This is a genomic window from Paenibacillus sp. FSL H3-0329, from assembly GCF_037963285.1.
Taxonomy (GTDB): domain Bacteria; phylum Bacillota; class Bacilli; order Paenibacillales; family Paenibacillaceae; genus Paenibacillus_AQ; species Paenibacillus_AQ odorifer.
The window spans coordinates 2,969,032-2,983,867 of record NZ_CP150150.1 but is presented as its reverse complement, the minus strand read 5'-3'; the positions used below and the strand labels follow the sequence as shown (position 1 = coordinate 2,983,867).

Sequence of the window (14,836 nt, the reverse complement as noted above, 5' to 3'; positions counted from 1 at the left end):
AGGAATTAATCAACAAAAAAACCTTAACAGGCAATAAGCCCATTAAGGTTAACGATCACTATTTTATACCCACGCATCATTTGAATACCCGCGTTGCTCCCAATATCCCGTATGATCGCCTTCGATCAGCTCAATCCGGTTCAGCCACTTCACAGACTTGTACGCGAACATCTTCGGAACGATTAACCGTACAGGACCGCCGAGATCGCTAGGAATCGGCCTTCCATCATGCATTACCGCGACCAGCACATCATCCATGTCGGCTTGTTCCAATGTGAGCGTATCCGTGTATACACCATCACCCGAATAGAATTTCACAGTCTTAGCTGTGGGCTTCACACCGGCCTGACTCAAAAGATCTTTTAGCTTGATGCCTTCCCAGGTATTCTTATAGACTGACCAGCCTGTCACACAGTGAAAATCACTCACCTGAACGGTCCGCTTCAGCTTTACGAACTGTTCCCAGTTCCACTTGAAATTCTGCTCCACAAGCCCATCTATCGTAAAAGACCAATTGTTGTTCGTAAACTCCGGAATCGGAGTGACTGTGTAAACACGGAATTGTCCTTGCGCCTCTCCTCCGAGAGGGGGTGAGGATGCTGCCAGTGGCTGGGGTGCAGGCAACAACTGATTGCGATCACTTTCGATCAGCTTTTCAATCGTTTCGCTGCCCCCGATATTTCCAATTGAACTGCCGAGCCATTTTATAAACGATGGGCCTATAGTTACCGCAAGCCCAACACCAATCGATCCGCGTATGAAAGCTCTACGTGTATAAACCGGCTGCGGGGTTTCCCGATGATTCGAAGGGCTACCTGTCTCAATGCCGCTTTTCACTACCCGGCGGCTCGGTTCTTTAAGCCATTTTACCCGAGTCAAAGAATGATAAATAATATAAGGAAGGCCTATCCAGGTCAATAAGTCATGGACGACCAGAGCAACGTTCGATACATGTGGACCCACCACGCGGAATTGCCAAAGTAGCACTCCTGAAACGAACCAGCCTAGCAGCAATGAAAGTACAACGATTACATTAAAACGTTGCCAAGGCCGCTCCTTCAATTGTTTCCAATGTTTCCCTGCCAGCAGCAAATAATAAATAACCGGAATAATCGAAACAACACCGACCACGATATGAAGCCCTTTGATCCATACTCTGCCTTCCCCTAAGAAGCCACGCCAGAAGCCACCTACAAGTACAAGTCCTGTGAGCGTGAGCAACACAACCAGCCAGCCATTCCAGGTATGAAGCGCCCGAAGCTTTTTCCCGTATCCCTTGCGCAGCCGAGCCAGTAAAGAATTCATTACCTTTCCTCCTCTTCACTAGGTATGCTCAAATTGCTCTTTATCCTGATTCTACTCTAATAATGTTAGAAAAGACTTTGAAGCAGCTGTAAGAGGAACTCCACGCAGGGTAGCAATTCCTATGTTACGTTCTGGCAAAGGTGGGTCCAGAGGAATCTCGACAAGCTCACCTTTCTTCAATTCTTCGGTTACGTAATCACGAATAACAAAAGCAAGGCCAAAACCACGTTTCGCAAACTGAACAAGCAAATCCACACTTCCCAGTTCAAATTCAGGTGTAATCGTCAGATGATTAGAAGCTAAAAACTGATCCATATACTTTCTGGTGCTCCCACCCGCTTCTAAGCATAACAACGGATACTGCTGAATGTCTGCAAGCGGCATGGTCTTGTCCGCCAAATGACGAAAACCTTTGCCTCCTACAAGGCAATCTTGAAGCTGAGTACTTTTGCGAAAATCAATCTGTTTATCAGATGTCGGCAAGCTGACGATACCAAAATCAATTTTCCCTTCTTTTAAAAGCGTAAGTGTTTCTGGTGTCGTACGATTCGTAATATGAATGCGGATATTGGGAAATTGTTCGTGAAATTGCTCCAAAAAAGGCAACAGATAATATTTGCATAAGGTGTCACTTGCTCCGATATGAATCTCGCCGCTGTTCAGATTGTTCATATCTGCGATCGCTCTTTCGCCCATGTCTACATGATGAAAGGCTTGCTCAATAAAGCTAAGCAGTACTTTTCCTTCTGTTGTTAGATCGACCCCGCGAGAAGTGCGAAAAAATAACGGGCCGCCCATTTTCTCTTCTAATTGTTTAATCGTGTGACTTACTGCCGGTTGTGTAATATTGAGTCGTTCTGCCGCAGCAGTTAAGCTCCCTGTATTTGCTACCCAATAAAAAGAGCGATACCACTCCAAATTAATGTCCATCCCCACGTCATTACTCCACCTTATAATAGATATAACTTATATCAATTTTTCTAATGATTTAACTAGCATTATACTTAGTCCTGTAGCCAAAAACAAGCTTGGGAGGCGAAAACGCGTGACCGTAATTGCAATTGTAGGAGCAAACTGGGGCGACGAAGGAAAAGGAAAAATGACGGATGTGCTAGCTGCACAATCTTCCTTTGTCGTTCGTTTTCAAGGTGGTAGTAATGCTGGGCATACCATCATAAACCAATATGGAAAATTTTCATTGCATATGCTGCCATCTGGGGTATTTTATCCTTCCGTTACAAACATTATTGGACCAGGAACAGCACTTGATACAGAAGTATTAATAAGAGAACTGAAAGCTTTAACGGATAGAGGCGTGCCAAAACCTAGGTTATTCGTATCCGAACGGGCGCAAATCGTGCTTCCAATCCATCGTTTGTTTGATGAACTAGAAGAGGAACGTCTGGGATCTCAAGGATTCGGTTCAACAAAACGAGGAATCGCACCATTTTACGCAGATAAATATGCAAAGCTAGGCATACAGGTAGCGGATTTATTTGATCCTGCTCGACTTGAGAAACGTCTTGAACAATTACTCGCTTCCAAAAATATATTACTTGAGCATTTATATAAGAAAACGCCTATCCAAATCTCGGAATTAATGGTTCAGCTGCAAGAAGAAGCTGCACAGCTAGCGCCTTATGTAGCCAATACAACAGACTTACTGCAAGAGGCTTATGCCAAGGGAGAGACTATTTTACTTGAAGGTCAGCTTGGGGCTCTGCGTGATCCTGATCACGGTATTTATCCTTACTCCACCTCCTCTTCAACACTTGCCGGGTTTGCACCTGTCGGTGCTGGTCTTCCTGCAGCAGCTATCACGAATGTCATCGCTGTAACCAAGGCCTATTCCAGTTGTGTCGGCGCTGGACCTTTTGTTACGGAATTAGAAGAACCCGTAGCGGATGAACTTCGTACAAGAGGTGGCGATGCCGGGGAATTCGGGGCTACGACTGGCCGTCCTAGACGTATGGGCTGGTTTGATGCTGTAGCTACTCGTTATGGTTGCCAAATGCAGGGTGCCACTGAAGTCGTGTTGACTAATCTTGACGTGCTTGGTTATTTGGATGAGATTCCGGTTTGTGTGGCTTATGAGCTTGAAAATGGAGAGATTACCGACAAGTTCCCGGCTACCCATAAACTGAACTCTGCAAAACCGATATTCACGCATTTATCTGGCTGGAACAGCGATATCTCTCAGATCACCGACTTCGAAGATCTGCCAGAACAAGCTAAGCTTTACATTGATTTTATTGAAACCTCTATTGGCACGCGTATTACTACGATTTCCGTGGGTCCTAGACGCGAACAGGTCATTAATCGGATAACGAAATAATCATATACGTACTAAATCTCTGTAGAATTTAAAAGAAGCGCCTCTCTTATTAGAGAAGCGCTTCTTTGTTTTATTCATGAGAAGGGCTGCCTCATACGTAGAAAAATCCACTTTTGAGACAGCCTCTTTTTTGTGTACTCTTTTTAAATCAACACGGCATCTACTTTTGTCTGCGGAGCCTTGTCACAGCGTTTACAGACCTTAACGACTGCTCCATCCGTTTTTTTCTTGGGATAAAGCAGCTTAATACGGGTGTTCTGACAGATTGGACAAGTCCCTCTGCCCCTTGATGGTAAATTCCAAAGTGCATGTCCACGTTTTGACTTTGCCATGAATAAACCCCTCATTTCGAACAACAATAGTCAACACTTTAATTCTGAAAGTGCTTCTCCAAAATGATATGTCGCAAAGACAGGCTCTATGACTAAAGTAACGCAGAAATAAGGAAGAATTAATTCGTATAGATCATGGAGACAACACCGTTCGTAAAGGTAACATAGTTATAATTACCATACTGCCAGGTCTCCACTTGAATGCCACTACCTGATAGTGTAGATTTACTTATTGGCTTACCCCAACTAAACTCCACTTGCTGCTTGGTCATCCCAGTAGCAACTATGCTCTTTTTAATCTTAGTCCAAATCGCATCCGACCACTTATAGGTCTTAAATGGATCCGTTGTTAAGAAATATTCTTTATTTCCTAATGTACGGATCAACTCATCTCCCGACATTTTATAAGAGTTAAGAATTTGCCCCGTCGATAAAATCTTAAATGAAATGGCGAATTCACCTTCATAATCAGGTAGAATATCTACAATAGTGACTTTTTGGAACTTATAATCGGAGTCGAATTGATTGAGCCAATATGTTTTTCCAATGAACTTAACGAGGTTTCCTTGTTCTTCCTTCTTAAAAATCTGCGCGGTTTGTTTCGTATAGGCGAACAACTCTGCTTTGCCGAAGTAGATCTCCATCGTCTGATAATTTCCATCCCAAATTAACTCTGCTGACAGTGCAGTCTTTAAAAGCGTGGCAGGAAAAACTGTAGATCCGTCGATCTTTTGCACTTTACCACTCATTTTGACCTTCGCACCATTCACCATTGCAATATCGCTTCCGAGTTGAAGCTGTATTGGCAAATCACCTAGACGAATGCTAAAGGTTTTAGTTGCTGTATTAACTTGGACTGTTGCTCCCAACGTTTGAAAAACCGATTGAACCGGCAAATACATTGTTCCATTAACAAATGCACCTTGATCAATATCATGGTCCGCACTGATCGAAACTTTTATTGTTTTGGTATCTGATCCTGAAATGACCGTTACGTTCGTTTCTCCTACCGCTAAGGCTTTCATTGTGCCATCGGCTTGCTTTTGCAGCAAATAAGGCTTTTCAATTACGACATTTGCTTGAGCTAACGGGACGCGTTCGGATATGCCATCGGCATCTTTAGCATAGATTTGTACCGGAACATTATCCCCAACAGTGATTTCCGTAGCATCCATCTGAAATATCAAATCTTCAACCTGCCGATTGCCTTCATTGTATGATGACGAAACTGAACTGGCACTCCGTAAAATACTACCTTGATCGTAATCGACGTTACGCGTATCTGCCGCCTTCACTGTATGTATTGGACCCAACATAGATACTGCTAACGCTGCAGTGATGCTCCATTTAATAGCTTTCATTTTCCTTACATCCCCCTCTAAATATATAAACCTTAATTACTGTATCACAATTCCACAATTTTACTAGAGAAAAATTTACAGAAATATTTTTTTGTATTTCTAGTGAATTTACTCCGTGATAATTACAGAGTCTTCCATTATAATCATGGATTAGGAGGTGTTAGCCAGTGGAGATAATAGCCGACAGATTGATATTAAGAGATTATACAAGCGATGATTTTTCTTTTTATGAAGAACTGGAACTTAATCCGTTGTCTCACAAATATGAAAACTCCGCACCAGATGCCAAACAAATTAAAGAGAACTACCTGTCGATTCTGACTCAGACTACCAGCGATCCGCGTGAGCATTATGATTTAGCAGTATGTACTAAGCAAAATAGGACACCCATAGGTAACGTAAGTATAAAGTTAAATTGGGAAGAGATCAGAGAATGGGAGATTGGCTGGGTCCTACTGCCGGAATACTGGAAAATGGGCTATGCGACTGAAGCCGTCAAAACACTGATAGGTTACGCCTTTAGCTCTCTTAATGCCCATAGAGTCGTTGCATATGCCAATGCAGAGAATCTTCAATCTGAAAAAGTTATGATTAGAGCAGGAATGATTAGAGATGGAATCCTCAGAGAGACTAGATTTTGCAATCAACAATGGTGTGACGAGTTCATTTACTCTGCTTTGGAAAAGGAGGCTACATTAAATTGACAACAATCAAAGTTTTAAATGAAGGTTATGTAAGATTAGTAGATCATATGGGCTCAGATTTAACGGTTGCTAACGCTGCGCGTGTATCTTATGCTAAACAATCTTTTGAGCTTAGTGATCGGGATATTAAACTAATAAAATTCCTTGCCCGTGAAGGACATACCTCTCCTTTCCGCCATGCCATCACTCAATTTGAGGTTTATGCCCCATTAATGGTTGCGAGACAGTGGTGGAAATACGTAGTCGGTTCTGCTCATTACGAAGGTACTGGGGATAGCTTGGAAGCCTGGAACGAATCCAGCAGAAGATACATTACAGAAGAACCCGCTTTTTATCAACCTGCTGCGGGAGAATGGAGATCCAAACCAGAGAATTCCAAACAAGGCAGTGGCGACATCATTGCATGGGAGCTTGGTGAAAAATTCACCCGCGAGCTTCAAGAATACACCGAGTTAGGATTATCTAAGTATGAAGCAGCTTTAGCAGATGGCATATGTGCTGAACAAGCAAGACTGTTTCTACCTGCTTATGGATTATTCGTTCGTTGGTACTGGACAGCTTCAGTTCAATCTGTAGCTCATTTTTTAAATCAAAGACTGGAGCATGACGCTCAGAAAGAAATTCAGGAGTATGCAAAAGCAATTTTATCGCTGATTGAGCCACTATTCCCTGTCTCTTTTGATCAGCTGCTGACTACCGGCTCTGTAGATTAATTTTATTTCCTTATATAAAAAAAGAGCCGCCAAACCTTTGGCGGCTTCTCCCTTTCTACACTACCAACCCTCGTATAACTTCAACCTCGTCTCTACTGACTTCAACGAACCCAAGTGATGTATATAAATTCGAAGCACGTTCGTTCTCGATCCGATGGCCAATAACGATTTTGTCGCAATGATGTTCTGCTTTAATATAACGAATTAAGGTATCCATACCCGTTCTGCCTAAACCTCTGTTTTGGTACTTCTGGTCAATCATAAAAGCCATAATCCAATAACTTCCATCCTCAGGATCTACGCTATACACAGAGAAACCTACCAATTCCTCATCTGCATATAAAGCGAGCGGGGTCATACCACAATAAGCTGCTTCTGCTAACCAATAGACCACCGGTACGGGGAAAATAGACTTTTGCGCATCCGATACTTCTAATTGAGTACAAGCGTACCAGTTTTTTTCCGTGATATCCTTCAGCACTATATGTGCTTGAAAGCCGGTTCGAAATCGGTCACAAATTCTTTCTAATTTCAGTTTAAGCTGTTGCGCCCAATCCGGGAAAATAGAATCATCCGAATTCTCCATACACCGAAGTAATCTAGCAAAACTGTATAAGTCTGCAAATCTTTGAAATTCAGGTATCATCTTAATATACTCATCATCTAGCTGCTTAACCGATCTATATCCACTAATAAAAACATCAATGTTTCTTCTACTTTCATCATCATCCGATTCCGTCAGGTCTCTTAACGCCGATGTAATATCCATCGCAAACCAGTGATACATAGAGTCATCAAAATCGATGGCACTGTAGCGGGATTCTTCTTGCATATAAAAGATATTATCTATCTCAAAATCATAATGTACGAGCCCAGTATGCCCCACTCCAAAAGGGAGCTCTGATAACCAAGCTTCAATCCGCTCATATTCCTTAAGCGCCTTATGCTCCTCAGGATGCCTGCTCAATACGGAATAAATAAAATTCAATGAATCGACCCAGCTTTTGCGATAAGGCGTGCTCGGTGCATAGGTTTCCGAAAAATTATGCAGACGTGCAAGCGATTGGCCCCATTGATAAAAATGAGGTTCCTTCATCTCATCAAGTGAAACATATTCACCCTGGGCCTGTTCAAAAACTACCCCGTGGTATCGCCCGTGATTCGTTAACAACGTTTCAATCCAATTGCCAGACTTAGAACGCACAGGAGCGACGGTCTCATAACCTTGCTCTAATAAATACATCATAAAATCCAGCTCTGCCTGGATATTGTCTGCAGAATTATCCTCTTCATGAGTAAACCTTAAATAAAAGCGTTTACCATTCCACTGAAAGGTATAAATAAAATTGCTACTGGCCCTTACCATCTTTAAAGTTCCAGGCTCATGATTCCAATACTTAATCATTTCTTTAGCAGGAAGATCGTTCTCCGTTCCCCGCACCATGTTCATTAAAGTCATCATTGTCCGATAGTGCCTCCTGCTTCATGACGGATTTGATTCTGGGTTCCCCATTAACATTATCGGTAAATTATTCTATTAAATCAAGGGAATTTAATAGGCTCTATTATTTCTGGAAGAAAAAAGTATTCAGCTTAGGCTTCAGTTTGTCATACTTGATTTCAAACTCAGCATGATCTCCGATAGCATGAGAAATCTGCACACTTATCCCCAGCGTATTCTCCGTCAAGTACCATCTTATATCCGCTCCACTAGTATCTGCGTGCTGAAGTGAAGTCAGCCATTCCTCATCTGATCTTTCAGTAAGAATATTCTTTTGCTCAATAATATCGGATTGAAGTTCACTTTCCTTCAGCTCCTTCAAAAATTCCGCATCGATGGTCACGATATCAGTTAATTGTAGGGGTTCAAATTTCTTCATATCAATATTTATAGTATCAAAAATATCTACAGGATGAGCAGCACCTTCAACATAACTGTATCCTGAAAACTGAATACTTAGTAAGCCCTCATTTTCTAAAGATACAGAATAATCCATATCTAAACTAAAGGTCTCTTTTTCCTCCGGAGAGTAATTATCCAAATAACTATAAGCACGTTCCTTGATCATTTCATTTAACTTCTCTTGTTCATTCGGTTTTCCAAAAATAGATATTTGCGGATAGTTAATATTAATTTGTTCATTGTAAGTATATAACTCCGGAGATAATTCATAAGAAATGCTGTGTTGATTTTCGATTAGCTTAGTTTCGTTTATGTGGTTTTCAAGTGTCGGCTCCTTGTTAGTACAAGCTGTTACAGCACACATTACTACAGCAAGAATTATGGATAACATGGTGGTTTTCTTAATATTAATGCTCCTTCCATCAAAATTGAATTATGATTTGAGCTACAGCGCTTTTGTTCTCCCACCATCTCTAATGTATTGCCCCTTTTTAATAATTGAAGTTGGTGATAGATCTAACCTTTTACTTATTTCCTCAAAATCTATATTTTCATCATGAACTATAAAAGAAAAATTCCCTTTCATTTAGCTTTCCCTATCATATCTATAGCATTTTATAAAAAAAATACTTTTCTAATTAGGACTATATAATTCATTGTGCCGGAGCAAATCCCCTTGGGATTTGATAGTTTGAAGGTCTCTGCGGACGTGAACAAATTCCCGACAAAGCGACTCATCGTCCTCTATCCAGTCATATTTCAGAATAAGCGGAGCAGGCACAACAGTCTCCAGTTGCTCTACAATCTCCCGGACATCATCATTCTGGAACATGACACCCAAAGAATCGGGCGAAACGGTCAACCCCAAACGTTCGACGACTGCAGCGTAGTCAAAAGTCTCCGGCTCCATTTCATATTCTTCTAGAACATCACCTCCAGCATATCTGTCCAGTATTTCCCCATTCTGATAAATGAATATTTCCAACACTTCATCATCAAAGTATCCTATAGCAAGTACAAGGGAAGAGATCAAGTTAGACAAAGATCTGGCGCTTTCACCAATCGTTTCCCAGTTGAACTTCTCCCCCAGTACTGTTGTCCAGCCTTGGGACTGCCCGATGTAGTAGCTTCCTTTAGGTCTTAGCCGTTTCAAGCTCTTCAGCACGGCTTCCTTATCGTTTGTAAACACGTGGAGATTAGCAAATGAAGTTCCCATTATTCAACCACCTAACAAATGAATTCCCCGCCGGTCAAATTTACGTATAAATTACCGTCTGCGCCCAGGGAAGGGCTGGTGTCAACGTAACTTTCCTCCGGTTGGTATATCCATTTCACTTCGCCATCCGGAGCAATGGCATATAACTGGCTAGAAAGACACCAATACATAACCCCATCCTGATCTATGACAGGGGGACGGTGCCCTTCTCCTTGACCCATCCGTTTCTCCCACAACAACTCTCCATCAGGACTAAAAGCATAAAGTTTGGAATTCACATTTTGACCAACATATATGATTCCTTCACGGGAAATAACCGGATCGCACCAAAATATGGACGAGCACTTGTAAACCCATCTTATGGTTCCATCCGCGTCAAAAGCATAGAGTCTCCCAATAATTTGTGACTCATCTTCATATGTACACAGGTAAATATGGTTTGCCGTATTGATGATTAAGCTCGAAATCACCCTGCCCCACAGCTAAAATGGCTCTCCCTTGTTCATCCACTGTAAACGGGCTTAATCCATATGAAAAATCCGGCCGCCCCGAGTCAACAACTCGCTTCAAAACTGAAAGCGATGTTGGAGCTCTGAATCGGGATTGTCTGGTCCAATTCGCATCAATGGGATGAATGGCTAATGGACGATAGCTACCTTGTTGAAAACCGCCTATTCCTTCGTTGTTATTATAATCGACCATAGTTTGCCCATCCTTTGTTATATAAGTTAAGGGATACAAATTGGATATCTTGTATTTCTTAAGCCTAATTAAAATCTTAGCTAGGCTGGTTTGGTCAAACAAGTTTATCCGAGCCGGACCAGTTAAGGTCGAATTTCCCCGAGTCTTTGGACACATTGAATTCGTCGTAGCGATATCGTGTGATATACTCACATTAATGAATCACCATCATAAATTCAACGTAAAAAGCGAAAAACTGCTCTCTATAACATAGGTTAGTTGTGTTGATGGTTGAACGAAGGGTTCATTCGGCATTGGGTACTGGGGTGGGCTATAACTAATAAAAGAAACCACATGGAGTATTATTCACATGTGGTTCTAACTTAATTATTTAAAAAATTAATCAATCCCAAAACACTAATCAATCTTCAATGGCTCAATTACACCGGATCTCAGGGGAATCTGAGGAATGGAATAAATGTATTCTATACAGTTATTTCGTAGGCAAATGCAATCATTTTGACTTTAGTTGCATTTTATACAACTAAAAACACGAGAAGCCACCACTAAGGCTGTAAATCAAGAAAATAGCTGTACAAAATACACTTATGCCCATCGGCTTGAGGGATTCGAGAAATATAGTTGTACGAATTACAATTAAATGCTTCTACGTATTGCTCCCGGTGACTTTCTATACAGATAGATTGTGCATAGATCCTTATAGCTCTGCTCTCTTTACTTTATTGGGGCTATACTCCCACACCTGCAGCCCCGCTCCGATCATTCCACATAAATTACCATGATAGGCCGCTTCAATACGAACATTTTCCAGCATCGATGGCATTACTCTGCTCTTTACTTCTCTTCTAATGCCTTCAAATAAAAGTTCGCCTGCTTCAGCCACTCCACCGCCAATGACGATGACTTTAGGGTTAAAAATATGGATTAATGAAGCGATCGCGGATCCGAGCGCAGCAATCGTGTCTACCATTAACTCTGTAGCCAGAGAGTCACCCGCCCTCCATCTCGCTAACACTTCCCGTGAGTCTACGTTCTCTGGGGACTGGTTATGTAATAAAAGCTTGTCGCGCATGCGACGTGCGATACTTGTGCCTGAAGCATACTGCTCCAAGCAGCCTTTTCCACCACAAACGCATGCAGGACCTTTGAAATCTACGGACATATGGCCTAACTCTCCAGCCCCACCCCAAGAACCATGAACAAGATGGCCGTCTACGACTATCGCTCCACCCACGCCCGTACCAAGGGCAAGACAGATAAAGTCTTTTACCTCTTTGCCTGAGCCTAAATATTTCTCTGTTAATGCTAATACATTCACGTCATTATCAACGATTACTGGAAGTTGAAACTGTGTCTGAAGCAAATCCTTCAAAGCTGTGCCAGCATAGCCAGGGATAAGCTCCGAAGCGGAGCGGACACGCCCCGCCTCCCAATCCATTTGCCCTGCTGATCCTACGCCAATTCCTTGGAGCTGAATTCCCGCTTGTTGTGCTGTTATTTCATCCATTAATGTCTGAATTGCTAGTATAATGCGATCCATTGTTTTCGTCTGTCCAGCCAATGTGCTTAGGCTTACAGTATGTAAAACGCCCCCTTGTGAAGAGACGAGTCCGGCATTAATTTTCGTGCCGCCAATATCTACTCCGATCGCATATTCTATATGAGGATCATATCCTTCCACCGCGGACTCACCTCCGTCAGTCATCGACATTGCTCACGGCCTTAACATATCTCGAAGTGATTAATTGTGGCCTAGTAATTGCACTTCCTACAACAACATATGATGCCCCTGCATTCTTAGCTTTTGCTGCGTCTTCCGGTGTCCATATACGTCCTTCCGCAACAACAGGAATGTTCACAGATCCGCTTAATTGTTGAATTAAGACAAGGTCCGGTCCTTCCTGCTGTGTACTGTATGGGGTGTAGCCTGAAAGCGTGGTACCGATAAAATCCACACCTAATTTCTCAGCGGCAAGCCATTCCTCAAATGTAGAAATATCCGCCATAACAAGCACACCTCTCAGATGTGCATATTCTATTAATGGCTTTACTGACTCTAAGCGTTCTTCCCGATTCGTTACATCAAGCGCAATAATCTCTGCTTTTGCAGAAACAATCGCCTTCACTTCATCTAAGGTTGGTGTTATAAATATGGCTGATCCGGGAATCTCCCGTTTAATAAGTCCAATGACCGGTACATTTACTTCTTTTTTGATAGCTACAATATCTGGAACACCATTTGTCCGGATTCCTATAGCTCCTGATTGAACCGCTGCTCTTGCCATTTTAGCCATTGTATCCCCACCATGAAGCGGCTCATGCTCAAGTGCCTGACAGGAAACAATCAGACCTTTCACCGGAAAGATATCACTTATTCGAGTCATTATTAACCCTATCCCTTCGCTTCAAGAATATAGTCTAATATTCTATTGTTCAGAGCTTCCACCCGCTCCTGATCGGAATCCTTAATCGGTAAAAGTGGCATTCTTGGCTGACCTGTTTCAAATCCGCGCACACTAAGGATCGCTTTACACGCACCATATAATGAAGGAAAGGATAGCAATTCAACAATGAGCTCATTGATTATGAACTGCCATTTCTGCGCCTCAGCCATCTCTCCTTGCACATAACATTGTTCCACTTTTAGGAATAACTCGGGCATCACCCCATAAGTTCCACCAATCCCGCCATCTGCCCCAATACTGCGGCCCGCCAAATACTGCTCATCAGGTCCATTTAAGACTAGAAAATCCTTCCCGCCTACGGCTTTAAATTGCTGAAGCTCAAACGTGCTCTCCGCCGAAATTTTCACCCCGATTACTTTATCCTGAGCTGCCATCTTAATCAGCAAGCTTTTCGATAATTGAAAGCCTGTAGTTTGCGGGATGTGATAGATAATAAATGGAAGCGCCGTACTATCAATAATCGCCTGCCAATGACTTTCAACACTGTCCGGAGACAGACGATAATAAATCGCAGGAACAGCCGATACGGCATGTGCGCCAACTTTCTCAGCATGGATAGCTAGTTCAACACTGTCTCTTGTAGATGGAGCACCCACGTGAGCAATGATTGTAAGCTCTTTTCCAACCTCTGCTATAACTGCCTCGAGCATTTGTTTGCGTTCTTCTACAGATTGCAGCATACCTTCGCCAGAGCTTCCGCCAACATAAAGACCTTTAACTCCTGTAGAAGCATAATGACGAGCTAATTTCCGGGCTGCTTCTTTATCGATTTCCCCCTCAGCATCATAACTGGAGTACATAGCAATAATAATGCCTTTAAAGGATTGAAGATCATATGATTTCATAAATTATAGCCTCCGTCGTTTAATTCATTGCTATTAATTTTCGTTGTTATAAGAATAATTAGCCTTTTATAGCCCCCATAGTAATCCCTTGGGTAAAGGCTTTTTGGAACATTAGAAAAATTGCAATCATAGGAATAGAGGCTAACGCAGCACCTGCCATAAGCAGTCCATAGTTTGTTGTGAATTCACCCCGAAGAGTCGCTACCCCAAGTGGCAATGTCATCATTGAAGTCGATCTGGTCATGATCAGCTGACTGAAATAATCATTCCAAGAAGTGATGAAGGTAAAGATGGCCAGTGCCCCTATTGCAGGTTTTAACAAAGGTAAAATGATGGTTCCGAACAAACGAATCTCAGAGCTGCCATCTATTTTGGCTGCTTCAATCAATTCTCCTGGAATGGTCTGCGCGAACTGCTTCATTAGGAAGACTCCAAATGGCCAGCCAATCGCCGGTAAAATAAGCCCTTTATACGTATTGACCCAACCAAAATCTGCAAGCATCGTAAACAGCGGGACAAGAATAACTTGCTTAGGCAATGCCATTGCGGCAACAAACATCGTAAAAATAATCCCTCGGCCAGGAAAAGACTTTTTGGCAAGCACATATCCAGCACAGGAAGAAACGATACAAATCGCTGCCATTTCACAAAAAGCAATGATGAAACTATTAAACATCCAGCGCTCAACGGGATTCTTAAATAACTCGGTCCAGTTTTGCAGAGTCGGCTTAGCCGGAAACCATTCCGGGGGGATCGTTGTTGCTACAGTCTGAAGCTTAAATGCCCCTGAAACCACCCAATAAAAAGGGAAGATAAAAAACAACGTTGCCAGAATCAACAGGATAGTGGCTAATATTTTTGGAATCGTCAATTCTTTTTTCCATCTGCTTACTTTCTTAGATTGGCCAATAGGTGCTCTCAGTTCTAACGGATTCGTAGAATTCATGATGTCCCC

16 protein-coding genes are annotated in these 14,836 nt (G+C 42.3%); 3 read left to right on the top strand and 13 right to left on the bottom strand.

Annotated features, from left to right (window positions below; genetic code table 11):
- Positions 1-63 precede the first annotated feature (63 nt).
- Together NSQ66_RS13010 and NSQ66_RS13005 are read right to left on the bottom strand one after the other, a co-directional pair.
- Entirely contained in the window at positions 64-1,305 is a 1,242-nt protein-coding gene (locus tag NSQ66_RS13010; RefSeq protein ID WP_076141481.1) for a molybdopterin-dependent oxidoreductase, read from the bottom strand.
- 51 nt (positions 1,306-1,356) lie between these two features.
- On the bottom strand, positions 1,357-2,235 hold the full coding sequence (locus tag NSQ66_RS13005; RefSeq protein WP_036686616.1) for a LysR family transcriptional regulator: 879 nt from the start codon (positions 2,233-2,235) through the stop codon (positions 1,357-1,359).
- Positions 2,236-2,350: 115 nt separating this feature from the next.
- Here NSQ66_RS13005 and NSQ66_RS13000 point away from each other — a divergent pair, with 115 nt between their 5' ends.
- A complete protein-coding gene (locus tag NSQ66_RS13000; protein ID WP_076141482.1) occupies positions 2,351-3,640 on the top strand; it encodes an adenylosuccinate synthase in 1,290 nt (429 codons plus the stop codon).
- 143 nt (positions 3,641-3,783) lie between these two features.
- On the opposite strand, the gene NSQ66_RS12995 is transcribed toward NSQ66_RS13000, so the two are convergent.
- Together NSQ66_RS12995 and NSQ66_RS12990 are read right to left on the bottom strand one after the other, a co-directional pair.
- Positions 3,784-3,972 carry a hypothetical protein gene (locus tag NSQ66_RS12995; protein WP_036686376.1) on the bottom strand — a complete coding sequence of 63 codons (189 nt, stop codon included), beginning with the start codon at positions 3,970-3,972 and terminating at the stop codon, positions 3,784-3,786.
- 119 nt (positions 3,973-4,091) lie between these two features.
- Positions 4,092-5,333, bottom strand: a complete 1,242-nt coding sequence (locus tag NSQ66_RS12990; RefSeq protein WP_076141483.1) for a stalk domain-containing protein — start codon at positions 5,331-5,333, stop codon at positions 4,092-4,094.
- Between the two features lie 167 nt (positions 5,334-5,500).
- Between NSQ66_RS12990 and NSQ66_RS12985 the strand changes: the two genes are divergently transcribed.
- The gene (locus NSQ66_RS12985; RefSeq protein ID WP_076141484.1) at positions 5,501-6,037 is read left to right on the top strand and encodes a GNAT family protein; all 537 of its coding nucleotides are present in this window, start codon (positions 5,501-5,503) and stop codon (positions 6,035-6,037) included.
- Complete coding sequence (gene thyX / locus NSQ66_RS12980; RefSeq protein ID WP_076141485.1) at positions 6,034-6,750, top strand: FAD-dependent thymidylate synthase; 717 nt, start codon at positions 6,034-6,036, stop codon at positions 6,748-6,750. The genes NSQ66_RS12985 and thyX overlap by 4 nt, the downstream gene beginning before the upstream one ends.
- Before the next feature lie 55 nt (positions 6,751-6,805).
- Here the strand turns inward: thyX and NSQ66_RS12975 are convergent, their stop codons facing one another.
- The 9 genes from NSQ66_RS12975 to NSQ66_RS12935 form a co-directional block, all read right to left on the bottom strand.
- Positions 6,806-8,212: a GNAT family N-acetyltransferase gene (locus NSQ66_RS12975; protein ID WP_081388037.1), complete on the bottom strand. Its 1,407-nt coding sequence runs from the start codon at positions 8,210-8,212 to the stop codon at positions 6,806-6,808.
- 103 nt (positions 8,213-8,315) lie between these two features.
- Entirely contained in the window at positions 8,316-9,044 is a 729-nt protein-coding gene (locus tag NSQ66_RS12970; RefSeq protein ID WP_076104294.1) for a DUF4163 domain-containing protein, read from the bottom strand.
- 243 nt (positions 9,045-9,287) lie between these two features.
- Positions 9,288-9,869: a hypothetical protein gene (locus tag NSQ66_RS12965; RefSeq protein WP_076141486.1), complete on the bottom strand. Its 582-nt coding sequence runs from the start codon at positions 9,867-9,869 to the stop codon at positions 9,288-9,290.
- A gap of 11 nt (positions 9,870-9,880) precedes the next feature.
- The gene (locus NSQ66_RS12960; protein WP_076179036.1) at positions 9,881-10,339 is read right to left on the bottom strand and encodes a PQQ-binding-like beta-propeller repeat protein; all 459 of its coding nucleotides are present in this window, start codon (positions 10,337-10,339) and stop codon (positions 9,881-9,883) included.
- Positions 10,284-10,571: a hypothetical protein gene (locus NSQ66_RS12955; RefSeq protein WP_036686365.1), complete on the bottom strand. Its 288-nt coding sequence runs from the start codon at positions 10,569-10,571 to the stop codon at positions 10,284-10,286. The genes NSQ66_RS12960 and NSQ66_RS12955 overlap by 56 nt, the downstream gene beginning before the upstream one ends.
- 697 nt (positions 10,572-11,268) lie before the next feature.
- Positions 11,269-12,276: an ROK family protein gene (locus NSQ66_RS12950; protein ID WP_076101721.1), complete on the bottom strand. Its 1,008-nt coding sequence runs from the start codon at positions 12,274-12,276 to the stop codon at positions 11,269-11,271.
- On the bottom strand, positions 12,269-12,955 hold the full coding sequence (locus NSQ66_RS12945) for an N-acetylmannosamine-6-phosphate 2-epimerase (protein ID WP_076141488.1): 687 nt from the start codon (positions 12,953-12,955) through the stop codon (positions 12,269-12,271). The genes NSQ66_RS12950 and NSQ66_RS12945 overlap by 8 nt, the downstream gene beginning before the upstream one ends.
- Before the next feature lie 8 nt (positions 12,956-12,963).
- Positions 12,964-13,881, bottom strand: a complete 918-nt coding sequence (locus NSQ66_RS12940) for a dihydrodipicolinate synthase family protein (RefSeq protein ID WP_076141489.1) — start codon at positions 13,879-13,881, stop codon at positions 12,964-12,966.
- A 58-nt stretch (positions 13,882-13,939) separates the two neighbouring features.
- Positions 13,940-14,827: a carbohydrate ABC transporter permease gene (locus tag NSQ66_RS12935; RefSeq protein ID WP_076141490.1), complete on the bottom strand. Its 888-nt coding sequence runs from the start codon at positions 14,825-14,827 to the stop codon at positions 13,940-13,942.
- Positions 14,828-14,836 lie beyond the last annotated feature (9 nt).